Origin of the sequence: Bordetella petrii, assembly GCF_020991325.1 — a bacterium.
Taxonomy (GTDB): Bacteria; Pseudomonadota; Gammaproteobacteria; order Burkholderiales; family Burkholderiaceae_B; genus Bordetella_A; species Bordetella_A petrii_E.
This window is the reverse complement of the sequence record NZ_JAJMLX010000039.1, coordinates 1-24476: the sequence shown is the minus strand read 5'-3', so window position 1 is coordinate 24476 and position 24476 is coordinate 1. Positions and strand designations below refer to the sequence as shown.

Here is a 24476-nt window from a genome sequence, read left to right as displayed (position 1 = left end):
CGCAGGGCGCGCTCCAGCAGCCAGGCCAGCAGCGCCCCCACGACCAGCGGCGCGCTGACCGTGGGCGGCAGGTAGATGCCGATGCCCACCGCCAGCACCGGCATGCGAGCCACCCTGCAAGTACGCGCCAACACCTGGTCCACCAGGATCAGCCCCATTCCCACTGCCATTCCTATCAGGATCATGGCCCAGTTCAACTGGTGCGTGAAAATGCCCTGGGCAATGGCCAGCATCAGGGTGGCCTGCGGGGCCGACAGGGCTGCCGCGGGGTCCATGCCCGGGCGCGGCAGCGCGTCGGCAAACCCGTAGGCGTTGTAAAGCAAGTCCAGCACGGGGGAAATGACGGCCGCCCCCACCACGCAGCCGATCAGCAGCGCCACCTGCTGGCGCCACGGCGTGGCGCCCACCAGCCAGCCGGTTTTCAGGTCTTGCAGGTTGTCGTTCGAGATGGACGCCACCGCCACCACGGCCGACGTAGTGAAAATGGCCAGCGCAATGGCCATCTGCACACCCTCCGGCGTGCCCAGCAGGCCGCCGGCGCTTTCCAGGGCCAGCACCAGCAGGGACACCAGCACGATGGCCACGATGCCCACACCGGAAATCGGGCTGGTGGACGAGCCCACCAGCCCGGCCATGTAACCGCAGGCGGCTGCCACCAGGAAACCGAAAATAAAGGCGAACGCCACCGAATAGGTCACCAGCATGCCGACGCTGCCTGCGGTAACGGGCTCGGCTCCCAGGAACACCGCGAACGTGGCCACCAGGATGGCCACCAGCACCAGGGTGACCAGCGAAATCCAGCGCGGCGACAGGTCTTGTTCCGTGCGCGGCACGGCACCCCGGGCTGCCGCCCCGCTTTTGCCGAAGGCCGAGAACGAGGCCTTGATGCCGCGCACCATGGGCATGAACAAGGTCGCCAGCGTCCAGATGGCCCCCACGCCGATAACCCCCGCGCCGATGAAGCGCACCTGGGAACTCCACAACCCGGTGGCGTAGTCGGCCGCCGACTGGCCGGCCGGCATGCTGCCCATGGCCGTCAGGACGGGTACCGCCACCCCCCAGGCAATCAGCAGGCCGGTCAGCATGGCCAGGCCCGCCACGATGCCTATCAGGTAGCCCGCCCCCAGCAGGGCCAGCGAAAACCCCATGGGCAGGCGGAACACGGCCGCGCCGATGGTGGGCCACAGGCTGACTCCGTCACCCAGCACGCGCAGGCCGTTGGCTGCGAAGCTGACGGCCGCCGCCACGCCGGCGCCGCTGAGAATGTCGGCCATGCCAGTGGGGGCAGGCTTGCCCGCCGGCGCGGCATCCGCGGCGGATGCGTCGGCTCCGCCGCTGCCCACCCGCAGGATTTCGGCCGCCGCCACGCCCTCGGGGTACGGCAGGTCGCTCTGCACCACCATGATGTGGCGCAGGGGAATGGTGAACATCACCCCCAGCATGCCCCCGGCCGCGCAGATGCCCAGCGTCTGCCAGAAAGGAAAGCCGTGCCAGTGCCCCATCATGACCAGGGCCGGCAGGATGAAGATAATGGCCGACAGCGTGCCCGCGGCCGAGGCCTGCGTCTGCACCATGTTGTTTTCCAGGATGTTGGCGTCGCGGAACATGCGCAGCACCGACATCGAAATTACCGCCGCCGGAATAGCCGACGAAAACGTCAGCCCTACTTTCAGCCCCAGGAAGACATTCGACGCCGTAAACACCACCGTAATCAGGGCGCCGACAATGACGCCGCGCACAGTCAGTTCAGGCAGGGTCATCGAATCAGGAACGCGCGCGGGTTCGGCCATGGGATGCAGTCTCCAGGGAAAATCTTCCCGTCGATTCTACGCCCGGCGCGTGATGCGCCTTTCTAACCCAGCGGCAATGCCGTCTGGTATTTGACCTGCTTCAGGGCAAAACCCGAACGGATGTTGCGCACCCCCGGAATACGCGACAGGCGGCTGACGACGAAGCGTTCCAGCCCCTGCATGTCGGGCACCACCACGCGCAGCAGGTAGTCGGAATCGCCGCTCATCAGATAACACTCCATCACCTCGGGGCAGTCGGCCATGGCATTCTGGAAGCGCTCGAGCTCGGCCTCCACCTGTTTTTCCAGGCTGACCTGGATGAACACGTTCAGGCTCAGGCCCAGTTGCAGCGGGTCGGCCAGCGCCACGTAGCCCCGGATGACCCCGGCGGCTTCCAGCGCCTTGACCCGCGCCAGGCACGGGGACGGCGACAGATGCACCCGGCGCGCCAACTCTACATTGGTCAGGCTGGAGTCGGTCTGCAGGATGGAAAGGATGCGGCGGTCGGTACTGTCCAGCGCAGACGGCACGATTATTCTCCAAATATCGTATTGACGGCATATTATGCCGACACTACTGCGCCATCGGCGCATTTTTGATTACCCATGCCAGAAAGGTGGCGCTAGGATGGATGCTTCTAACGGAGACAGCACCATGCAAGACGCCGCGGCCACCGGCCTGCCCCCCGACATCGACCCCGACGAAACCGCCGAATGGCGCGAGGCGCTGGAATCGCTGGCGCATGCCGGCGGCACGGCGCGCGCCGCCTATGTGCTGGACCAGTTGCTGGCGCGGGCGGCGGGCCTGGGGGTACGCGCCGCCGGCCAGACGCGCAGCGCCTACCTGAACACCATTCCGCCGCGCGACGAGCCCCCCTTCCCCGGCGACCTGGCCATCGAGGAACGCATCGCCTCGATCAACCGCTGGAATGCGCTGGCCATGGTGGTGCGCGCCAACCAGGCGCATGGCGAACTGGGCGGGCACATTGCCAGCTATGCCTCGGCCGCCGATTTGTTCGAAGTAGGCTTCAACCACTTCTTCCGGGCGCCCAGTGACGGCTTCGGCGGCGATCTGGTGTACTTCCAGCCCCACTCGGCCCCCGGGGTCTACGCGCGCGCCTACCTGGAAGGTTTTCTGCGCGACGACGACCTGGCGCACTTCCGCCAGGAAATCACCGCGCGGTCGAGCGGCCTGCGCGGCCTGTCGTCCTATCCTCATCCGTGGCTGATGCCCGATTTCTGGCAGTTTCCCACGGGCTCGATGGGCATCGGCCCCATCAATGCCATCTACCAGGCGCGCTTCATGCGGTACCTGGAGCACCGCCAGCTGGCGCAACCGTCCGACCGCAAGGTGTGGGGCATTTTCGGCGATGGCGAAATGGACGAGCCCGAGTCGATCGCGGCCCTGACGCTGGCCGCCCGCGAAAAACTCGACAACCTGGTATTCGTGGTGAACTGCAATCTGCAGCGGCTGGATGGGCCGGTGCGCGGCAACGGCCGCATCATCGACGAACTGGAAACCCTGTACGCCGGCGCCGGCTGGAATGTCATCAAGCTGGTCTGGGGCGGCGACTGGGACGCCCTGCTCGCGCGCGATGCCGGCGGCGCGCTGGCGCGCGCATTCGCGCACACGGTAGACGGCCAGTTCCAGACCTTCGCGGCCAACGATGGCGCGTATAACCGCGCGCACTTTTTCAACCAGAACCCGGAACTGGCCGCGCTGGTGGCCGACTGGACGGACGAGGCCATCGACCGGTTGCGGCGCGGCGGACACGATATCGTGAAGATCCACGCGGCCTACCACCGGGCGGCGCGGCATCGCGGCCAGCCCACGGTGATCCTGGCGCAAACCAAGAAAGGCTTCGGCATGGGCACCGCCGGCCAGGGCAAGATGACGACGCACCAGCAGAAAAAGCTGGACGACGATGCCCTGCTGGCGTTCCGCGACCGGTTCGCGCTGCCCATATCCGATGCGGACTGCCTGGCGCTGAAGTTCTACAAGCCGTCGGCCGACAGCGCCGAACTGCGCTACTTGCAGGCGCGCCGCGCCTCGCTGGGCGGCCACCTGCCCCGCCGCCGCATCCAGGCCCCGCCCCTGCCCGCCCCACCCAGCGAACAGTGGGCGCGCTTCGCGCTGCAGGCCGATGGCAAGGAAATGTCATCCACCATGGCCATCGTGCGCATGTTGGGCGGCTTGCTCAAGGATGACACCCTGGGGCGGCGCATCGTGCCCATCGTGGCGGATGAAGCGCGCACATTCGGCATGGCCAACCTGTTCCGGCAGATAGGCATTTACTCGGCGCAGGGGCAACTGTACGAGCCCGAAGACATCGGTTCGGTGCTGTGCTACCGCGAAGCGCTGGACGGGCAGATCCTGGAAGAAGGCATTACCGAGGCCGGCGCCATTTCATCGTGGACGGCCGCGGGCACCAGTTACTCGGTCAACGGCCTGCCCATGCTGCCGTTCTACATTTATTACTCGATGTTTGGCTTCCAGCGCATTGGCGACCTGATCTGGGCCGCCGCCGACCAGCGTACCCGCGGCTTCCTGATCGGCGCCACCTCGGGCCGCACCACGCTGGGCGGCGAAGGCCTGCAGCACCAGGACGGTTCCAGCCACCTGGTGGCCGGCACTGTGCCCAATTGCCGCGCCTACGACCCGGCCCACGCCTACGAAGTGGCCGTGATCCTGGAAGAAGGCATGCGGCGCATGCTGGAACAACAGTGCGACGAGTTTTATTACCTGACCGTCACCAACGAGAACCTGCCGCAGCCCAGCCTGCCCGATGAAAGCGCCCGCGCCGGGATCCTGCGCGGCATGCATCGCGTGCGCGTGCCGCGGCAGACGCCGCAGGCACGATTGCTGGGCGCGGGTCCGATGCTGGCGGAAGCCCTGAAGGCGGCCGATACCCTGGAAGATGAATACGGCGTGACCACGGAAGTATGGAGCGTGACCAGCTATTCGGAACTGGCCCGCGACGGCCGGGCCCGTGAGCGCGAACACGCGCTGGGGCTGGCAAGCGCTGCCGGCTGGGTGGAACAATGCCTGCCCGGCATGGCACCGGTGGTGGCGGCCAGCGATTATGTGCGCGCCGTGCCGGAACAGATCCGCGCCTGGGTGCGGGCCCCGTACCGCACCTTGGGCACCGACGGTTTCGGGCGCAGCGACACCCGGGCGCAACTGCGCGATTTCTTCGAGGTGGGCGCCGACTGGATGGTGCTGCAGGCACTGGACATGCTGGCCTCGGAAAACGCGGAATACGCACCGGCGCGCGACCGCATGCGGGAAAAGCTGCAGGCGGCGCAACGCACTGCTGCCCCCTGGACACATTGACAGGCCGCGGGAATTCGCTGCACTGCAACAAGCATGCCGTGCCGCTTTCTGTTGAAATAGACGCCTTCGCATTTCCGGGACGGGCCCAGGCGGCCCGTCTTCTACTTTGTCAGCGGTGCCGCAAAGGCCTTATTCAAGCATGGACGAAACCCTAACCAAACTCGCGCTCGACTATCACGCGTACCCGACCCCCGGCAAGATCTCGGTGACCCCCACCAAGACCCTGGCCAACCAGGACGACCTGTCGCTGGCCTATTCGCCGGGCGTGGCCGCGGCCTGCATGGCCATCTTCGACCGGGGCGACGAGGCCGCGTCGCAGTACACCTCGCGCGCCAACCTGGTGGGCGTCATCACCAACGGCACCGCCGTGCTGGGCCTGGGCAACATCGGCCCGCTGGCCGCCAAGCCTGTCATGGAAGGCAAGGGCTGCCTGTTCAAGAAATTCGCCGGCATCGATGTGTTCGACATCGAGCTGGCCGAAACCGACCCCGACAAGCTGGTCGACATCATCGCCGCGCTGGAACCCACGCTGGGCGGCGTCAACCTCGAAGACATCAAGGCGCCCGAGTGCTTCTATATCGAGAAGAAGCTGCGCGAGCGCATGAAGATCCCTGTCTTCCACGATGACCAGCATGGCACCGCCATCATTTCGTCGGCCGCCATCCTGAACGGCCTGAAGGTAGTGAACAAGGACATCGGCCAGGTCAAGCTGGCCGTGTCCGGCGCAGGCGCCGCCGCCATCGCCTGCCTGGACCTGCTGGTGCACCTGGGCATCAAGCGCGAGAACATCTACGTGGTGGACTCCCGCGGCGTGATCTGGGAAGGCCGCGATGAAAACATGGAGCCCAACAAGAAGCGCTATGCGCAAAAAACCGACGCCCGCACCCTGGCCGACGTGGTGCGCGACGCCGACGTGTTCCTGGGCTGCTCCACCGCCGGCGTGCTAACCGCCGAAATGGTGCAGACCATGGCCGACAAGCCGCTGATCCTGGCGCTGGCCAACCCGGAACCCGAGATCCGCCCCGAAGTGGCGCGCGCCGCCCGCCCCGACTGCATCATTGCCACCGGCCGTTCCGACTACCCGAACCAGGTCAACAATGTGCTGTGCTTTCCGTTCATCTTCCGCGGCGCCATGGACGCCGGCGCCACGCGCATCACGGAAGAAATGAAGCTGGCGTGCGTGAAGGCCATTGCCGACCTGGCCCAAGCCGAACAGAACGACGAAGTGGCCATGGCCTATGCCGGACAGGAACTGTCGTTCGGGCCCGACTACATCATTCCCAAGCCCTTCGACCCGCGCCTGATCGTGCAGATCGCACCCGCCGTGGCCCAGGCCGCCGCCGATTCCGGCGTGGCCGCCCGTCCCATCGAAGACATCGAAGCCTATCGCCAGAAATTGATGGGTTTCGTGTACCACTCGGGCCAGTTGATGCGCCCCCTGTTCGCCCAGGCCAAGAAGGCGCCCAAGCGCGTCATCTACGCCGATGGCGAAGACGAGCGCGTGCTGCGCGCCGTGCAGACCGTGGCGGACGAAAAACTGGCCGAGCCCATTCTGGTGGGCCGCCCGGCCGTCATCGAAATGCGCATCAAGAAGGCCGGCCTGCGCCTGGTGCCCGGCCAGGACTTCGAGATCGTCGACCCGGAAGACGACAGCCGGTTCAACGAAACCTGGAACGCCTACTACCAGCTCAAGGGCCGCGAAGGCGTCACGCCGGCCATTGCCAAGGCCATGATCCGCAAGCACAACACGCTGATCGGCGCCATGCTGCTGCGCCGTGGCGATGCCGACGCGCTGCTGTGCGGCGTGGCCAGCAAGTACGACAACCAGCTGAAGTACGTGGAAGAGATCATCGGCCGCAAGCCGGGCCAGACCTACGCCGCGCTGAATGTGCTGATGCTGCCCGACCAGACGCTGTTCGTGACCGACACGCACGTCAACGAAAACCCGTCCGCCGAGGAAGTGGCCAACATCACCATCCAGGCCGCCGACGAAATGCTGCGCTTTGGCGTCATGCCCAAAATTGCCCTGCTGTCGCATTCCAACTTCGGCAGCCGCGTCAGCGCATCTGCGCTCAAGATGTCCGAGGCGCGCCGCATCGTGGAAAAACGCGCCCCCGAACTGGAAGTGGACGGCGAAATGCACGCCGATGCCGCCTTGTCGGAAAAAATCCGCATCCTGGCCTACCCCGACAGCAAGCTCAAGGGGCCGGCCAACCTGCTGGTGATGCCCAATCTGGATACCGGCAACATCACCTACAACATGCTGAAAATGACCGGCAGCAATGGCATCGCGATGGGCCCCATCCTGCTGGGTGCGGCCCGCCCCGTGCACATCCTGACCACCAGCGCCACGGTGCGCCGCATCGTCAACATGACGGCCCTGGCCGTGGTGGATGCGCAGCAGGAGGCCGCCGACGCCGCCAAGCAGCGCCGCTAATCGCCGCGCGCCGCATGGCGCATGCGAAGCACGACGGGCGCCCCTGTGGGCGCCCGTTATTTTTGCCTTGCCGCGGTGCGACACCCAACAGTGGTACAAACACGCCACAGCCTGTCAAAGCCTCAACCGTCCGGGCCCCGGCAGGCCCAGCCTGAATTCACGGAGCTTCCATGTTGCAAGATGCCCTGCTCGCCTGGTTTCATTACCTGGCCATTTTCGTGCTGGTGGTCATCATGACCGCCGAAGCGGTGCTGCTGCGCCCGGGCCTGCCGCCCGACACCGTGCGCCGGCTGGCGCTGTACGACCGGCTGTACCTGGTGTCCGCCCTGGCCGTGCTGGCCACCGGCTTGCTGCGCCTGATCTGGGGCGCCAAGGGCGCCGCGTTCTACATGGCCAACCCCTGGTTCCACGCCAAGATGGGCCTGTTTGTATTGATCGGGCTCTGTTCCATTCCACCCACCCTGGCCTTCCTGCGCTGGCGCAAACAGGCCCTGCAACAGCCCGGCTACACGCCGGACGACGCGCAGATCAAGCGCGCGCGCCGCTGGGTGATGATCGAGACCCACCTGTTCATCTTGCTGCCCCTGTTTGCCGTGCTGATGGCGCGCGGCATCGGAATGTAGCCGGATCTACGGGCGCCTGGCTCAGGATGTAGAAGAGGTTCGCCATCGGCCGGCGAGTTTTAGCGGACACTAACCAGGTGTCTGGCTCCCGTCAGGGTGCCAGACACCGTCTAGCCGAGACCATCGTGGCACACAACGGAGTCCGGCGCCTTCGGAGCCAGCCACCCGGCAGGTGGCGAATCGCTCCTGGGCCAGGCAACAAAAAAAGCCACGCATGCGTGGCTTTTTTTGTTGCCGCGCCGCATGCGGTCGGGCATGCGGCGCGGGAGCTTGCCTTTAGCGCTTGTCCATCGAGGGCACGTCGCGGGTGACGTGGCCGGTGAACAGCTGGCGCGGGCGGCCGATCTTGTAGTCGGGGTCGGACAGCATTTCGTTCCACTGGGCAATCCAGCCCACCGTGCGGGCCAGCGCGAAGATGGCGGTGAACAGCGAGGTGGGGATACCGATGGCGCGCTGCACGATACCCGAGTAGAAGTCCACGTTGGGGTACAGCTTGCGCTGCACGAAGTAGTCGTCTTCCAGGGCGATGCGTTCGAGTTCCATGGCCAGCTTGAACAGCGGGTCGTTTTCCAGGCCCAGCGACTGCAGCACTTCTTTGCAGGTTTCCTGCATCAGCTTGGCGCGCGGGTCGTAATTCTTGTACACGCGGTGGCCAAAGCCCATCAGGCGCACGCCCGAGTTCTTGTCCTTGACCTTTTCCATGAACTCGCCAACCTTGGCCACGCCGCCGTTGGCTTGCAGTTCTTCCAGCATCTGCAGGCAAGCTTCGTTGGCGCCGCCGTGAGCCGGCCCCCACAGGCAAGCGACGCCGGCCGAGATGGCGGCGAACGGGTTGGTGCCCGACGAACCGCACAGGCGCACCGTAGAGGTGGACGCGTTCTGTTCGTGGTCGGCGTGCAGGATGAAGATGCGGTCGAGCGCGCGCTCGACGACTTCGTTGACCTTGTATTCTTCGCACGGCGTGGCGAACATCATGCGCAGGAAATTGCCGGTGTACGACAGGTCGTTCTGCGGGTAGATGAAAGGCTGACCTTGCGAATACTTGTAAGCCATGGCCACCAGCGTGGGCATCTTGGCGATCAGGCGGATGGCCGAGATGTGGCGGTGCTGGGGGTTCGTGATGTCGGTGGAATCATGGTAGAACGCCGACAGCGCGCCCACCAGGCCCGTCAGCACGGCCATGGGGTGGGCGTCGCGGCGGAAGCCGCGCAGGAAAAAGTGCAGTTGCTCGTTCACCAGCGTGTGGTGCGTGACCTGCGAGTCGAAATCGTGCTTCTGGTCGCGGTTGGGCAGTTCGCCGTTCAGGATCAGGTAGCAGATGTCCAGGAAGTCGCAATTGACGGCCAGTTGCTCGATGGGGAAGCCGCGATACAGCAGTTCGCCCTTGTCGCCGTCGATGTACGTAATGGCCGATTCGCACGCGGCCGTCGACATGAAGCCGGGGTCGAACGTGAACATGCCCGTCTGGCCATACAGCTTGCGGATGTCGATGACATCCGGGCCGACCGTGCCCTTGTACACGGGAAACTCGACCGGCTGCGAGCCGTCCGAGAATGATAGAGTGGCTTTTTTGTCAGACAGGTTCATCACTATTTCCTCACAATTAATCAGAGCTCACGCATATTCTTCAAAATGGCGCGAAGCTTTGGCGTATCCAGATTCCCTTCGGGTTCCTTGCGCGCCAACAGCAGATCGAGCAGATCGTTGTCGCCCAGTTCGAACAGCTGGGCCAGTGCATCCACGTCGTCGTCGGTGAGCTGCGTTTCGTATGCGTCCAGGTACCGGGTAATGATCAGGTCGTTCTCGAGCAGCCCGCGGCGCGCCCTCCAGCGCAAACGCGTCCGTTCAAGTTCAGTCAGGCTGCTCATGTTGATCTCTAACCGTTTTTACTAGACTGTCCGGCGAACCATCAGTTCCTTGATCTTGCCGATGGCCTTCGTGGGGTTCAGTCCCTTGGGACAGACGTCGGCGCAGTTCATGATGGTGTGGCAGCGGAACAGGCGGTATGGGTCTTCGAGGTTGTCCAGGCGCTCGCCGGTGGCCTCGTCGCGGCTGTCGGCCAGGAAGCGGTAGGCTTGCAGCAGGCCGGCCGGGCCCACGAACTTGTCGGGGTTCCACCAGAACGACGGGCACGAGGTCGAGCAACACGCGCACAGAATGCATTCGTACAGGCCGTCGAGCTCTTCGCGGGCTTCCGGCGACTGCAGGCGTTCGCGCTCGGGCGGCGGCGTGTCGTTGATCAGGTACGGACGGATCGAGTGGTACTGGTTGAAGAAGTGCGTCATGTCCACGATCAGGTCGCGGATCACGGGCAGGCCGGGCAGCGGCTTCAGCACGATGGGCTCTTTGAGCTCGCGCAGGTTGGTGGTGCAGGCCAGACCGTTCTTGCCGTTGATGTTCATGGCGTCGGAGCCGCACACGCCTTCCCGGCACGAGCGGCGCAGGGCCAGGCTGTCATCGACATCGTTCTTGATGCGCACCAGCGCATCGAGCAGCATCTTGTCGGTGGGCTGGAGTTCGACGTCCAGCTTCTGCATGTACGGACGCTCGTCCTTGTCCGGGTCGTAGCGGTAGATCTCGAATTTGACGATTCTCTTGGTGCTCATAACAGCATCCTGCTTAGAAAGTACGCGCCTTGGGCGGGAAGGACTCGACCGTCAGGGGCTTCATTTGGACGGGCTTGTAATCCAGTCGGCTGCCCTCGGAATACCAGAGGGTATGCTTCAACCAGTTTTCGTCGTCGCGGCTCGGGTGGTCGTCCAGGGCATGGGCGCCGCGGCTTTCGGTACGGTTGGCGGCCGACTTGATGGTGGCGCGGGCCACTTCGGTCATGTTGGCAAGCTCAAGCGCCTCGACGCGGGCGGTGTTGAACACCTTGGACTTGTCCTTGAAGTACACGTGCTCGGCCTGCTTGGCCAGGTCTTCGATCTGGCCCACGCCTTCGTTCAGCAGTTCCAGCGTGCGGAACACGCCGCAGTGGCGCTGCATCGAGACGCGGATGGCATTGGCCACGTCCTGCGTCTTTTCGCCCGAGCTGCGGGCTTCCAGCTTGGCGACGCGATCCATCGAGAAATCGACGGCTTCCTTGGGCACCGGCTGGTGCGCATGCTGGCGCTCGGGGTGCGAGGCCACGATGTGATTGCCCGTGGCGCGGCCGAACACGATCAGGTCCAGCAGCGAATTGGTGCCCAGGCGGTTGGCGCCGTGCACCGACACGGCCGCGCATTCGCCGATGGCGTACAGGCCGTTGATCACCTTGTTCTCGCCGTTGACGCGCGAGAGCACCTGGCCATGGTAGTTGGCCGGGATGCCGCCCATCTGGTAATGGATGGTGGGCACGACCGGGATGGGTTCCTTGATGGGATCCACATTGCCGAACTTGATGGCGATTTCGCGGATGGAAGGCAGGCGCTTGTTGATGACGTCGGCGCCCAGGTGGTCGAGCTTCAGCACCACATAGCTGCCGTCGGGACCGCAGCCGCGGCCTTCCTTGATTTCCTGGTCCATCGAGCGCGACACGAAGTCGCGCGGCGCCAGGTCTTTCAGGGTGGGCGCGTAGCGTTCCATGAAGCGCTCGCCATCCTTGTTGAGCAGGATGCCGCCCTCGCCGCGCACGCCCTCGGTAATGAGCACGCCCGCGCCGGCCACGCCGGTGGGGTGGAACTGCCAGAATTCCATGTCCTGCAGCGGAATGCCGGCGCGCGCCGCCATGCCCAGGCCGTCGCCGGTGTTGATGAAGGCATTGGTGGAAGCGGCCCAGATGCGGCCGGCGCCGCCGGTGGCCAGCACCGTGGTCTTGGCTTCCAGGATGTAGATGTCGCCGGTTTCCATTTCCAGCGCAGTCACGCCCAGCACGTCGCCCGCTTCGTTGCGCAGCAGGTCCAGCGCCATCCATTCCACGAAGAACTGGGTGCGGGCGGCCACATTGCGCTGGTACAGCGTGTGCAGCAGGGCATGGCCGGTGCGGTCGGCAGCGGCACAGGCACGCTGCACGGGTTTTTCACCAAAATTGGCAGTGTGTCCACCGAATGGACGCTGGTAGATAGTGCCGTCGGCGTTGCGGTCGAAAGGCATGCCGAAATGCTCGAGTTCGTACACGGCATTGGGCGCCTCGCGGCACATGAACTCGATGGCGTCCTGGTCGCCCAGCCAGTCCGACCCCTTCACGGTGTCGTACATGTGCCAGTACCAGTTGTCTTCGCTCATGTTGCCCAGCGACGCGCTCACGCCGCCCTGGGCGGCCACGGTGTGCGAGCGCGTGGGGAAGACTTTGGACAGGACCGCCACCGACAGGCCCGCCTGGGCCAGTTGCAGCGAACAACGCATGCCGGCTCCGCCGGCGCCAACCACCACCACATCAAACTGGCGGCGCGGCAATGAATTCATGACAGAGGCCACGGCTTAGATACTCCAGAGGATTTGCGCGAAATAGACAATAGAACCGACCAGCCAGAGGATGGTCAGCACCTGCAGCAGCAGGCGTACGCCCGTGGGCCTGACGTAGTCCATCCAGATATCGCGCACGCCGATCCAGGCGTGCCATGCCAGCGCAAAGAAGAACAGCGTGGCCAGGATCTGGCCTACCGGAAGAGCGTACACGTGGAAGGTGAACAGCGCCTTCCAGCTTTCATAGGAAAACGACGGCATGACCAGCAGGCCGACGATCAGTACCAGCGTATAAACGGCCATGATGACCGCGGTGATGCGCTGGGCGATGAAATCGACCACGCCGTAGTGGGCGCCCACGACCAGGCGTTGGGGGCCAAAGTTCTTGGAGGCGGCCATTTACAGAACTCCGAACAGTTTGAGGGCGAACACGAGGGTCAGCGCCAGGCTGACACCGAAGACCACGCCGGCGCTTTTTTGCGCCGAGACCTTGTCCACGCCGATGTGCAGGTCCAGCATCAGGTAGCGGATACCGGCGCAGAAGTGGTGCAGGTAGCCCCACACCAGCGCCAGGACGATCAGCTTCACCAGGGGGTTGCCCGCATATTGCGCCACTTGCGCATAGCTTTCCGGCGAGGCCACGCTGGCCGCGAACAGCGGCAGAATGACCAAGGGAAGACAGACGAACAGCAGCGCCCCGCTGACGCGGTGCAGAATGGACAATTTGCCGGCCAGGGGCAGGCGGTAGCGGACAATTTGCGCAATACCAATATTGCGAAACTGCGGACGTGGCTTGGCAGCGGTGTCGGACATGACGGCCTCGGTGTTACGGTGCTAGGGATTCGTGACAGCGAAAAGTGGATTGCCCTTGCGGACAAACACGCTATTTTCGCCCAGAGAACGGGTCGGTATCAAATCGTAGGAAAAAAGCTCATCAATTCAAACTATTGCGGTAGTGGTAGCGATCGGTCAGGTAAAGCCCGCGGCGGACCTCCACCGGCCGATCGCCGTAGGTATAGGACACGCGCTCGACCTGCAGCAGCGGCACGCCCGGCCCGACTCCCAGCAGGTCGGCGGCATCGGCAGGCGCCGCGACGGCACGCAGTTTTTCGTCGGCGCGCACCATGCTGACACCGAATTCGGTCTCGAACAGGCCATACAGGGGAGCTTTGTTGGCGGCCAGCAGTTCGAGGGTCAGGCCGCGGAATATAGAACCGGGCAGCCAGATCTCGTCCAGCACGGTGGGCCGGTGGTTCATGGACAGCAGGCGGCGGATCATGACCACGGTTTCACCGGCGCGCAGTTCCAGCGCGCGGGCGATTTCGACCGGCGCGCGCAGGCGCCGGCATTCCAGAATGCGGCTTTCGGCGCGCCCGCCCTCGGTTTCTTCGTCGGTGGCCAGGCGCAGGAAACGATAGCGCACCCGCGCTTCATGGTGGGTGGCAACAAAGGTGCCCTTGCCCTGCCGGCGCAATAACAGGTGCTCGGCGGCCAGTTCATCCACCGCCTTGCGCACCGTGCCCTGGCTTACCTGGAAGCGGCTGGCCAGATCGATTTCGCTGGGGATGAGTTCGCCGGGCTTCCATTCGCCACGCTCCAGGCTCTGCACCAGCAGTTCCTTGATCTGGCGATACAGCGGACTGAAAGCGGCCCCCTCGCCCGCCGTGCGGACGGCGCGATTGCGTGGTGAAGGATCGGGCCTGGGGTCTGCCATGGGATTATCGTGTGTGCTTGTCGGCTGGCGAGGCCCGCGCGCCGGGGCGCAGACGCCGTCGGCACCTTGATGCTGGAAAAGGGGCGCCGGGCAAGCACATTATTGTGGCATATCGCGGCGGCCATTGTCCAACGTCTTATGTCTTATATAAGATATAAGAGCAATTGACGTATACGTAAATTCAATCTAGGATTCACAGCTATCTGCCGGCCTCCCGGCGGCGCACTCTGGTGTGCCCTGCGATTACACTGATTGGCGAGATTTTTCTCACCGAACATCATTACGGAGAACCTTCATGTCCAAGCCCGCCATGCGTGTCGCCGTCACCGGCGCCGCCGGCCAAATCGGTTACGCCCTACTGTTCCGCATCGCCTCGGGAGAGATGCTGGGCAAAGACCAGCCGGTCATTCTGCAACTGCTGGAAATCCCCGACGAAAAAGCGCAAAAAGCCCTGAAGGGCGTCATCATGGAACTGGATGACTGCGCCTTCCCCCTGCTGCAGGAAGTCACCGCCCACAGCGACCCGCGCACCGCCTTCAAGGACGCCGATGTGGCCCTGCTGGTGGGCGCCCGCCCGCGCGGCCCCGGCATGGAACGCAAAGACCTGCTCAGCGTCAATGCCCAGATCTTCACGGCGCAGGGCAAGGCCCTGAACGACGTCGCCAGCCGCGACGTCAAGGTGCTGGTGGTGGGCAACCCGGCCAACACCAACGCCTACATCGCCATGAAGTCGGCGCCCGACCTGCCCGCCAAGAATTTCACCGCCATGCTGCGCCTGGACCACAACCGCGCCCTGTCGCAACTGGCCGCCAAGTCCGGCAAGGCCGTGGCCGACATCGAAAAACTGGTCGTGTGGGGCAACCATTCGCCCACCATGTATCCCGATATCCGCTTTGCCACCGTGGGCGGTGAAAGCCTGGCCAAGCTGATCAACGACGACGCCTGGAACCGCGACACCTTCATCCCCACCGTGGGCAAGCGCGGCGCCGCCATCATCGAAGCGCGCGGCCTGTCGTCGGCCGCTTCGGCCGCCAACGCCGCCATCGACCACGTGCGCGACTGGGTGCTGGGCAGCAACGGCAAATGGGTCACCATGGGCATCCCGTCGGATGGCTCGTACGGCATCCCCGAAGGCATCATCTACGGCGTGCCGGTTACCACCGAAAACGGCGAATACAAGCGCGTCGAAGGCCTGGAAATCGACGCCTTCTCGCGCGAGCGCCTGGACTTCACGCTGAAAGAGCTGCTGGAAGAGCGCGACGGCGTACAAGACTTGTTGAAGTAGGCCCACCCCCGAAGCGCTGCGCGCTTCCCCCCTCAAGGGGGTGACGCTGCGGACCGGCGGAGCCGGATCCGCGCGTCCCCGATTGAGGGGCACCGATTTCAGGCGGCGTGGGTGCTGTCCTCGTTTATCGGTGTCTGACACCCCAAGGGTGTCAGACACCTACCGTCTACGCAATAAACCTGCGTCTTTTCCGGCAGATTCGCCCGCCGGCGGCAAGGGCCCAGATTTATTGCGCAGCCTCCGGGCCTCGCCCGGCATGCGGCGCTTTCCGCTACATCAATCAGGCCCGGGCGCCCGAGCGAGCGTCCGGGCACCACTCGGAGACTCGCCCATGACCAGACCCGCCTCTCCCGGCGCCCTTTTCCGCCAGGCCCTGGCCGAAGAAAGCCCCCTGCAGATCATTGGCGCCATCAACGCCAACCATGCCCTGCTGGCCAAGCGCGCCGGCTATCGCGCCATCTACCTGTCGGGCGGCGGCGTGGCGGCGGGTTCGCTGGGCTTGCCCGACCTGGGCATCAATACGCTGGATGACGTGCTGACCGACGTGCGCCGCATTACCGACGTGTGCGATGTGCCCCTGGTGGTCGATATCGACACCGGTTTCGGCCCGTCGGCCTTCAACATTGCCCGCACCGTGAAAAGCCTGATCAAGTTCGGCGCGGCCGCCTGCCACATCGAAGACCAGGTCGGCGCCAAGCGCTGCGGCCATCGCCCCGGCAAGGAAATCGTCAGCACCCAGGAAATGGCCGACCGCGTCAAGGCCGCGGCCGATGCCCGCACCGACTCCGACTTCTACCTGATCGCCCGCACCGATGCGATCGCCTCGCATGGCGTGGATGCCGCCATCGAGCGCGCCCTGGCCTGCGTGGAGGCTGGCGCCGACGCCATTTTCGCCGAGGCCGCCTACGACCTGCCCACCTACGAGCGCTTTGCCCAGGCGGTGAAAGTGCCCGTGCTGGCCAACATTACCGAATTCGGCAAGACGCCGCTGTTTTCCGTGCAGGAACTGGGCGGTGTCGGCGTGGCCATGGTGCTGTACCCGCTGTCGGCCTTCCGCGCCATGAACAAGGCCGCCGAGAACGTCTACCAGGCCATCCGCCGCGACGGCCACCAGAAAAACGTGCTGGACACCATGCAAACGCGCGACGAACTGTACGACCGCATCGGCTATCACGCCTTTGAGTCGCAGCTCGATGCGCTGTTCCAGCAAGGCAAAGGCAAGTAGCTTCCCACCATCCCATGACGCCCATGCGCCGCATGGGCAAGACAGGAGTCAGAGACATGAGCACAGCGAAGAAGCAGAGCGCCCCCGTGGCCGAGAAAGCCGGGTTCAAACCCAAGAAATCCGTGGCGCTATCCGGCGTGGTGGCGGGCAACACGGCCCTGTGCACGGTCGGCCGCACCGGCAACGACCTGCACTACCGCGGCTACGACATTCTCGATTTCGCCGGCACCGCCGAATTCGAGGAAATCGCCCACTTGCTGGTGCACGGCAAGCTGCCCACCAAGGCCGAGCTGAAGGCCTACAAGGAAAAGCTGCGCTCGATGCGCGGCCTGCCGGCCCAGCTGCAGGACGCCCTGGAAACCCTGCCGGCCGCCAGCCACCCCATGGATGTGATGCGTACGGCCGTATCGGTACTGGGCTGCGTGCTGCCCGAGAAAGACGACCACAACATCCCCGACGCGCGCGACATCGCCGACCGCCTGATGGCCAACCTGGGCTCGGCGCTGCTGTACTGGTACCACTACAGCCACAACGGCCGCATCATCGACGTGCAGACCGACGACGACAGCATCGGCGGCCATTTCCTGCACCTGCTGCACGGCAAGAAACCGTCCGACGACTGGGTGCGCGCCATGCACACCTCGCTGATCCTGTACGCCGAGCATGAATTCAATGCGTCGACCTTCACCGGCCGCGTCATCGCCGGCACCGGCTCCGACATTTATTCGGCCATTACCGGCGCCATCGGCGCGCTGCGCGGCCCCAAGCACGGCGGCGCCAATGAAGTGGCGTTCGAAGTGCAGAAGCGCTACGACAGCCCCGACGAAGCCGAGGCCGACATCCGCCGCCGCGTCGAAGCGAAGGAAGTGATCATCGGCTTCGGCCACCCCGTGTACACGGTTTCCGACCCCCGCAACAAGGTCATCAAGGAAGTCGCCCAGAAGCTGTCGAAGAAAGCCGGCAGCACCAAGATGTTCGACATCGCCGAACGCCTGGAAAGCGTGATGTGGGAAGTGAAAAAGATGTTCCCGAACCTGGACTGGTTCTCGGCCGTCAGCTACCACATGATGGGCGTGCCCACCGCCATGTTCACGCCGCTGTTCGTCATTGCGCGCACGGCGGGCTGGTCGGCCCACATCATCGAGCAGCGCGTCGACAACAAGATCATCCGGCCCACCGCGAACTACATCGGACCCGAAGACCAGAAGTACGTGCCGCTGGAAAAGCGCAAGTAAGCAGGACGGTGCAGGTATCTGACTTCCGCAGGGAGTCAGATACCCATGGCACTACTCAAGCGGCCGTGGCGAGCACTGCCAGGTGTCCGGCTCCCGTCTGGGTGCCGGACACCGTACAACTGAGACTATCGCGGCACATAACGGTGTCTGGCACCCTGGCGGGAGCCAGACACCGGCTCAGGCTGCGGGCGCCCCGGGCACCCGCACGGCCCCTTCCATCAGCACGCGCGCGCTGCGCGACATGATGGCCTTGGTCACCGTCCATTGGCCGTCCACCGGGCTTGCCTGCGCGCCCACGCGCAACGTGCCCGACGGGTGGCCGAAGCGCACGCCGTCGCGCTCGCCGCCCCCTGCCGCCAGGTTGACCAGGGTGCCCGGCACCGCGGCGGCCGTGGCAATGGCCACCGACGCCGTGCCCATCATGGCGTGATGCAGCTTGCCCATGGACAAGGCCCTTACCAGCACGTCGATGTCCTTGGCGGCAATGCGCTTGCCACTGGATGCCACGTAGTCGGCCGGCCTGGCCACGAAGGCCACCTTGGGAGTGTGCTGGCGCCCGGCGGCCTCATCCAGTGACTTGATCAGCCCCATGCGTAGCGCGCCATGCGCGCGTATGGTTTCGAAGCGCGCCAGCGCGGCCGGGTCGCCGTTGATGTCGTCCTGCAGCTCCGTGCCTGTATAGCCCAGCGCCTCGGCCTCCAGGAAAATGGTCGGAATGCCGGAATTGATGAAAGTGGCCTTGAAGTTGCCCACGCCCGGCACGTCCAGCTCGTCTACCAGGTTGCCGGTGGGAAACATGGCACCGCCCTCTTCGCCTTCATCAGCCGGGTCCAGGAACTCGATGCGCACCTCTGCAGCGGGGAAGGTGACGCCGTCCAGTTCGAAGTCGCCGGTTTCCTGTACCTGGCCGCCCGTCATGGGCACATGGGCAATGATGGTCTTGCCGATATTGGCCTGCCAGATACGCACCACGGCCATGCCGTCGGCGGGCACCCGCTGGGCATCGACCAGCCCATTGGCGATGGCGAAGGGCCCAACCGCCGCCGACAAGTTGCCGCAATTGCCGCTCCAGTCGACGAACGGCTGGTCGATAGATACCTGGCCGAACAGATAATCCACGTCATGCCCGGGCCGGCTGCTTTTAGACAGGATGACCGTCTTGCTGGTGCTGGAAGTCGCCGCGCCCATGCCGTCGATCTGCTTGCCATAGGGGTCGGGGCTGCCGATGACGCGCAGCAGCAGCGCGTCGCGGTCGGGGCCGGGAACCTGCGCCTCCTCGGGCAGATCTGTCAGTTTGAAGAACACGCCTTTGCTGGTGCCGCCGCGCATATAGGTGGCGGGAATTCTGATCTGGGGTGCGTGGGCCATGATGCCGTCCTGAAAATCCGGGGATCGCGATGAAGAAAGGCCAGGCGCCGCCAAGGCGCCCGGCCCGCGTACAAGAATCAGCCTGCCTTGCGGGGCGCGCCCGCCGATTCTGCTTCGAGGAAGTCCTGTGCAAAACGCTGCAGCACGCCGCCGGCCTCGTAGATGGACACCTCTTCGGCCGTGTCCAGGCGGCAGGTTACCGGCACTTCCACCGTGCTGCCGTCGCGGCGGCGCACCACCAGCGTCAGGTCGGCGCGCGGCTTGCGCTCGCCCACCACGTCGTAGGCCTCGGTGCCATCCAGCTCCAGCGTCTTGCGGTCGGTGCCCGGCTTGAACTCCAGCGGCAGCACGCCCATGCCGATCAGGTTGGTGCGGTGGATGCGCTCGAAGCCCTCGGCCACGATGGCCTCGACGCCGGCCAGGCGCACGCCCTTGGCCGCCCAGTCGCGCGAAGACCCTTGTCCGTAGTCGGCACCCGCGATGATGATGAGCGGCTGCTTGCGTTGCATGTGGGTCTCGATGGCTTCCCACATGCGCATCACCTTGCCCTCGGGCTCGACGCGCGCCAGCGAACCCTGCCGCACGCTGCCGTCGTCGGCACGCACCATTTCATTGAACAGCTTGGGGTTGGCGAAGGTGGCCCGCTGCGCGGTCAGGTGGTCGCCCCGGTGGGTGGCGTACGAGTTGAAATCCTCTTCCGGCAGGCCCATCTTGGCTAGGTATTCGCCAGCCGCGCTGTCAGCCAGGATGGCATTGGAAGGCGACAGGTGGTCGGTGGTGATGTTGTCGCCCAGCACCGCCAGTGCCAGCATGCCGCGCAGGGTGCGTTCGCCCGCCAGCGCGCCTTCCCAGTACGGCGGCCGGCGAATGTAGGTGCTTTGGGGCCGCCAGTCGTACAAGGGACTGATGGCTTCATTGCGCTGTTCGCGGATACCGAACATGGGTTCGTACACCTTGCGGAACTGCTCCGGCTTGACGGCGGCCTGCACCGTGGCGTCGATTTCCTCGTCGCTGGGCCAGATGTCTTTCAGGCGGACTTCCTTGCCGGCGGCGTCCGTGCCCAGCACATCCTGCTCGATATCGAAGCGGATGGTGCCGGCAATGGCGTAGGCCACCACCAATGGCGGCGATGCCAGAAAGGCCTGCTTGGCATAAGGATGGATGCGCCCGTCGAAGTTGCGGTTGCCCGACAGCACGGCGGTGGCATACAGGTCGCGGTCGATGATTTCCTTCTGGATGGCCGGATCCAGCGCGCCCGACATGCCATTGCACGTGGTACAGGCGAACGCCACCACCCCGAAGCCCAGCTGTTCCAGTTCAGCCGTCAGGCCGGCTTCGTCCAGGTACAGCGACACCGCCTTGGATCCGGGCGCCAGCGAAGTCTTGACCCAGGGCTTGCGCACCAGGCCCGCGCGGTTGGCGTTGCGCGCCAGCAGGCCCGCCGCGATGACGTTGCGCGGATTGCTGGTGTTGGTGCAGCTGGTAATGGCGGCGATGATGACGGCGCCATCCGGCATCAGGCCCGGCTGGTTTTCCACGGCACCGGCAATGCCGCGCTCGGCCAGGTCGGCCACGGGCAGGCGGCGATGCGGATTGGATGGGCCGGCCATGGTGCGTACTACGGTAGACAAGTCGAAGCGCAGCACGCGCTCGTATTGCACGTCATGCAGCGTGTCGGACCACAGGCCGCCCGCCTTCGCATAGGTTTCCACCAGGCGCACCTGCTTGTCGTCGCGGCCGGTGAGCTTCAGGTATTCGATGGTCTGGTTGTCGATGGAGAACATGGCGGCGGTGGCGCCGTATTCCGGGGCCATGTTGGAAATGGTGGCGCGGTCGCCCAGCGTCAGGCTGGCGGCACCTTCGCCATAGAACTCCAGGTAGGCCCCCACCACTTTTTCCTTGCGCAGGAATTCGGTCAGGGTCAGCACGATATCGGTGGCGGTAATGCCGGGCTGGCGGCGGCCGGTGAGTTCCACGCCCACGATGTCGGGCAGGCGCATCCAGGAAGCGCGGCCCAGCATCACGTTCTCGGCTTCCAGGCCGCCCACGCCGATGGCCAGCACGCCCAGCGCATCCACGTGCGGCGTGTGGCTGTCGGTGCCTACCAGGGTGTCGGGATAGGCCACGCCGTCTTGCGCATGGATGACCGGCGACATGCGTTCCAGGTTGATCTGGTGCATGATGCCATTGCCCGGCGGCACCACGTCCACGTTGCGGAAGGCCTGGCGGGTCCATTCGATGAAATGGAAGCGGTCTTCGTTGCGGCGGTCTTCGACGGCGCGGTTTTTCTCGAAGGCATCGGGCTCGAAGCCGCCATGCTCCACCGCCAGCGAATGGTCCACGATCAACTGCACCGGCACCACCGGGTTCACCTTGGCCGGGTCGCCGCCCTTGTCGGCAATGGCGTCACGCAGGCCCGCCAGGTCAACCAGCGCGGTCTGGCCCAGGATGTCGTGGCACACCACCCGGGCGGGAAACCACGGGAAATCCAGATCGCGGCGCCGCTCGATCAGTTGCCTGAGGGCATCGTCGAGCAGCGCCGGCTCACATCGGCGCACCAGGTTCTCGGCCAGCACGCGGGACGTATACGGCAGGCTGTCATAGGCGCCAGGGGTCAGGGCCTCGACGGCGGCGCGGGCGTCGAAATAATCCAGGGCGGTGCCTGGCAGGGGCTTGCGGTATTTGGTGTTCATGCCTCGGTACGCGCCAGGTTGCCCTGCGCGATCTGTCGTTCAATGTTGAGACGCGATGCGCGTATGTGCCTGCGCATCAGGAGTTCCGCCAATTCGCCATCGCCGTCGGCAATGGCGTCGAGAATGCGGTGGTGTTCGGCATACGCCTGGCGGGGACGATGCGGCGTGGCCGAATACTGGATGCGGTACATGCGCGCCAGTTGGTAAAGCTCGTCGCACAGCATGCGAATCAGCATCTGGTTGCCACTGGCCTGCACGATGCGATAGTGGAAATCGTAGTCTCCCTCCTGTTGGTAGTAGCCGCGGCCGGCCTGGAAGGCTTCGTCGCGCTCGTGCGCCTGCAGCACACGCCGCAGTTCATCCAGCGCCGCCGGCGTCATGCGCTCGGCGGCCAGGCGGCACGCCATGCCTTCCAGCGACTCGCGGATCTCGTAAAGCTCGCACAGTTCTTGCTGGGTGAGCGACACCACGCGCGCGCCCACATGGGGCACGCGCACCAGCAGGCGCTGGCCCTCGAGCCGGTGCATGGCTTCGCGCAAAGGGCCGCGGCTGATGCCATACGTGCGTGCCAGCTCGGGTTCGGAAATTTTGCTGCCCGGCGCGATCTCGCCCTTGACGATGGCGGACTGGATCTTCCGGAAGACGTGATCCGACAGCGTTTCGGCTTCGCCCCCGGAAGCCAGGGGCAAGGGTAGGACTTTGGTATCCATGTCGACAATTAACGAGCAATTCCGGGGGAAATTATAGATAACTGCGGAAAAATAAGCTAGATTGTCGACAATCCAGTGTTCGATCGACCCCAGGAAGCCCCCCATGCCCACCGCCATCTCCAACGTTCGCCCCGAACCCGACTCAGTACTGGCCGACATTGTCGACTATGTGCTCGGTTATCAAATCCAGGGCAAGCCGGCCTATGAAACCGCCCGCAACTGCCTGATCGATACACTGGGATGCGGGCTGGAGGCCCTGGAATACCCGGCATGCCGCAAGCTGCTGGGGCCCATCGTGCCCGGCACGGTCGTGCCCCACGGAGCCAAGGTGCCCGGCACGCAATTCCAGCTGGATCCGGTGCAGGCCGCGTTCAACATCGGCGCCATGATCCGCTGGCTGGATTTCAACGATACCTGGCTGGCCGCCGAATGGGGCCACCCTTCCGACAATCTGGGCGGCATCCTGGCCACCGCCGACTGGTTGTCGCGCAAGGCCGTGGCCGCAGGCAAGCCGCCTCTGGCCATGCGTGACGTGCTGACGGGCATGATCAAGGCCCACGAGATCCAGGGCTGCATCGCGCTGGAGAACTCTTTCAACCAGGTCGGGCTGGATCATGTCGTGCTGGTGAAGGTGGCGTCTACCGCGGTGGTCGCGCAAATGCTGGGACTAAGCCGCGAAGAAACCCTTAACGCGGTGTCGCTGGCATGGGTGGACGGCCAGAGCCTGCGCACCTACCGGCATGCCCCCAACACCGGCAGCCGCAAGAGCTGGGCCGCGGGCGATGCCACCAGCCGCGCGGTGCGGCTGGCGCTGATCGCGCGCACGGGCGAAATGGGCTACCCGTCGGTGCTCAGCGCCAAGACCTGGGGGTTTTACGACGTCCTGTTCAAGGGCCAGCCGTTCAAGTTCCAGCGCCCTTACGGCAGCTACGTGATGGAAAACGTGCTGTTCAAGATTTCTTTCCCGGCCGAGTTCCATGCGCAAACCGCGGTGGAGTGCGCCATGCAGATCCACCAGAGCCTGGCGGCGACGGGCAAGTCGGCCGACGACATTCGCCGCGTCACGATCCGCACGCACGAGGCGTGCATCCGTATCATCGACAAGCAGGGCCCGCTGAACAACCCCGCCGACCGCGATCACTGCATCCAGTACATGGTGGCGGTGCCGGTACTGTTCGGCCGCCTGACAGCCGCCGATTACGAAGACGACATTGCCGGCGACCCGCGCATCGATGCCCTGCGCGGCAAGATCCACTGCGTCGAAGACCCGGCATTCACGCGCGACTATCATGACCCGGACAAGCGCTCGATCGCCAACGCGCTAACAGTGGAATTCCAGGACGGCACCACGCTGGACGAAATCGTGTGCGAATACCCCATCGGGCACAAGCGGCGACGCGCGGAAGGCATTCCGCTGCTGGAAGCCAAGTTCCGCACCAACCTTGCCCGCGTCTTCCCGGCCCGGCAGCAGGCGCGCATTCTCGAGGCATCGCTGGACCAGCAAACGCTGGAAGCCATGCCGGTTCATGAGTATGTGGATTTGTATGTGATCTGACTGGGATTTGCGGATTGGTTCGTTCTTGTCCTTGCCCCGTCCCGCGCCGTCCGCGCAGGCGCGGCGGTGCACGTGCGTCGGGCTCGGGCGCATACAGGCGCCCTCGGCCTGCTGCGCAGGCT

The 24476-nt window shown here is 64.9% G+C and carries 19 protein-coding genes; 7 read left to right on the top strand and 12 right to left on the bottom strand.

Annotated features, from left to right (window positions below):
* On the bottom strand, positions 1–1790 hold a 1790-nt coding region (locus tag LPZ50_RS06380; RefSeq protein ID WP_230658973.1), incomplete at its 3' end, for an OPT family oligopeptide transporter.
* A gap of 62 nt (positions 1791–1852) precedes the next feature.
* Positions 1853–2323 carry an Lrp/AsnC family transcriptional regulator gene (locus tag LPZ50_RS06375; protein WP_230658975.1) on the bottom strand — a complete coding sequence of 157 codons (471 nt, stop codon included), beginning with the start codon at positions 2321–2323 and terminating at the stop codon, positions 1853–1855.
* Positions 2324–2444: 121 nt separating this feature from the next.
* On the opposite strand from LPZ50_RS06375, the gene mdeB reads away from it, so the two are divergent.
* The 3 genes from mdeB to LPZ50_RS06360 all read left to right on the top strand — a co-directional run bounded on the left by mdeB (position 2445) and on the right by LPZ50_RS06360 (position 8183).
* A complete protein-coding gene (gene mdeB / locus LPZ50_RS06370) occupies positions 2445–5123 on the top strand; it encodes an alpha-ketoglutarate dehydrogenase (RefSeq protein WP_230658971.1) in 2679 nt (892 codons plus the stop codon).
* A 139-nt stretch (positions 5124–5262) separates the two neighbouring features.
* The gene (locus tag LPZ50_RS06365) at positions 5263–7560 is read left to right on the top strand and encodes an NADP-dependent malic enzyme (RefSeq protein ID WP_230658969.1); all 2298 of its coding nucleotides are present in this window, start codon (positions 5263–5265) and stop codon (positions 7558–7560) included.
* 170 nt (positions 7561–7730) lie between these two features.
* Positions 7731–8183 carry a DUF2214 family protein gene (locus LPZ50_RS06360; protein WP_230658967.1) on the top strand — a complete coding sequence of 151 codons (453 nt, stop codon included), beginning with the start codon at positions 7731–7733 and terminating at the stop codon, positions 8181–8183.
* Between the two features lie 276 nt (positions 8184–8459).
* Here LPZ50_RS06360 and LPZ50_RS06355 read toward each other — a convergent pair whose 3' ends face one another.
* From LPZ50_RS06355 to LPZ50_RS06325, 7 genes are all read right to left on the bottom strand, one after another.
* On the bottom strand, positions 8460–9770 hold the full coding sequence (locus tag LPZ50_RS06355) for a citrate synthase (RefSeq protein WP_230658965.1): 1311 nt from the start codon (positions 9768–9770) through the stop codon (positions 8460–8462).
* 20 nt (positions 9771–9790) lie between these two features.
* On the bottom strand, positions 9791–10051 hold the full coding sequence (locus LPZ50_RS06350) for a succinate dehydrogenase assembly factor 2 (RefSeq protein ID WP_230658964.1): 261 nt from the start codon (positions 10049–10051) through the stop codon (positions 9791–9793).
* A 21-nt stretch (positions 10052–10072) separates the two neighbouring features.
* Positions 10073–10789, bottom strand: coding sequence for a succinate dehydrogenase iron-sulfur subunit (locus tag LPZ50_RS06345; RefSeq protein WP_230658963.1), 717 nt, complete (start codon positions 10787–10789; stop codon positions 10073–10075).
* 13 nt (positions 10790–10802) lie between these two features.
* Positions 10803–12581 carry a succinate dehydrogenase flavoprotein subunit gene (gene sdhA / locus LPZ50_RS06340; RefSeq protein ID WP_230658962.1) on the bottom strand — a complete coding sequence of 593 codons (1779 nt, stop codon included), beginning with the start codon at positions 12579–12581 and terminating at the stop codon, positions 10803–10805.
* Positions 12582–12584: 3 nt separating this feature from the next.
* Positions 12585–12968, bottom strand: a complete 384-nt coding sequence (gene sdhD, locus LPZ50_RS06335) for a succinate dehydrogenase, hydrophobic membrane anchor protein (protein ID WP_230658961.1) — start codon at positions 12966–12968, stop codon at positions 12585–12587.
* Positions 12969–13382 carry a succinate dehydrogenase, cytochrome b556 subunit gene (gene sdhC, locus LPZ50_RS06330; protein ID WP_230658959.1) on the bottom strand — a complete coding sequence of 138 codons (414 nt, stop codon included), beginning with the start codon at positions 13380–13382 and terminating at the stop codon, positions 12969–12971.
* 121 nt (positions 13383–13503) lie between these two features.
* Complete coding sequence (locus LPZ50_RS06325; RefSeq protein ID WP_230658957.1) at positions 13504–14283, bottom strand: GntR family transcriptional regulator; 780 nt, start codon at positions 14281–14283, stop codon at positions 13504–13506.
* Positions 14284–14578: 295 nt separating this feature from the next.
* Here LPZ50_RS06325 and LPZ50_RS06320 point away from each other — a divergent pair, with 295 nt between their 5' ends.
* From LPZ50_RS06320 to prpC, 3 genes are all read left to right on the top strand, one after another.
* Positions 14579–15568: a malate dehydrogenase gene (locus LPZ50_RS06320; RefSeq protein ID WP_230658955.1), complete on the top strand. Its 990-nt coding sequence runs from the start codon at positions 14579–14581 to the stop codon at positions 15566–15568.
* A 331-nt stretch (positions 15569–15899) separates the two neighbouring features.
* Complete coding sequence (gene prpB, locus LPZ50_RS06315; protein ID WP_230658953.1) at positions 15900–16793, top strand: methylisocitrate lyase; 894 nt, start codon at positions 15900–15902, stop codon at positions 16791–16793.
* A 56-nt stretch (positions 16794–16849) separates the two neighbouring features.
* Positions 16850–18028, top strand: coding sequence for a bifunctional 2-methylcitrate synthase/citrate synthase (gene prpC, locus LPZ50_RS06310; protein WP_230658951.1), 1179 nt, complete (start codon positions 16850–16852; stop codon positions 18026–18028).
* Between the two features lie 177 nt (positions 18029–18205).
* On the opposite strand, the gene prpF is transcribed toward prpC, so the two are convergent.
* The 3 genes from prpF to LPZ50_RS06295 form a co-directional block, all read right to left on the bottom strand.
* Positions 18206–19396, bottom strand: a complete 1191-nt coding sequence (gene prpF / locus LPZ50_RS06305; RefSeq protein ID WP_230658949.1) for a 2-methylaconitate cis-trans isomerase PrpF — start codon at positions 19394–19396, stop codon at positions 18206–18208.
* A 77-nt stretch (positions 19397–19473) separates the two neighbouring features.
* Positions 19474–22089, bottom strand: coding sequence for a Fe/S-dependent 2-methylisocitrate dehydratase AcnD (gene acnD / locus LPZ50_RS06300; RefSeq protein WP_230658947.1), 2616 nt, complete (start codon positions 22087–22089; stop codon positions 19474–19476).
* Positions 22086–22799, bottom strand: a complete 714-nt coding sequence (locus LPZ50_RS06295) for a GntR family transcriptional regulator (RefSeq protein ID WP_230658945.1) — start codon at positions 22797–22799, stop codon at positions 22086–22088. Before LPZ50_RS06295 ends, acnD begins: the two co-directional genes overlap by 4 nt.
* Positions 22800–22902: 103 nt before the next feature.
* On the opposite strand from LPZ50_RS06295, the gene LPZ50_RS06290 reads away from it, so the two are divergent.
* Complete coding sequence (locus LPZ50_RS06290; RefSeq protein ID WP_230658942.1) at positions 22903–24354, top strand: bifunctional 2-methylcitrate dehydratase/aconitate hydratase; 1452 nt, start codon at positions 22903–22905, stop codon at positions 24352–24354.
* Positions 24355–24476 lie beyond the last annotated feature (122 nt).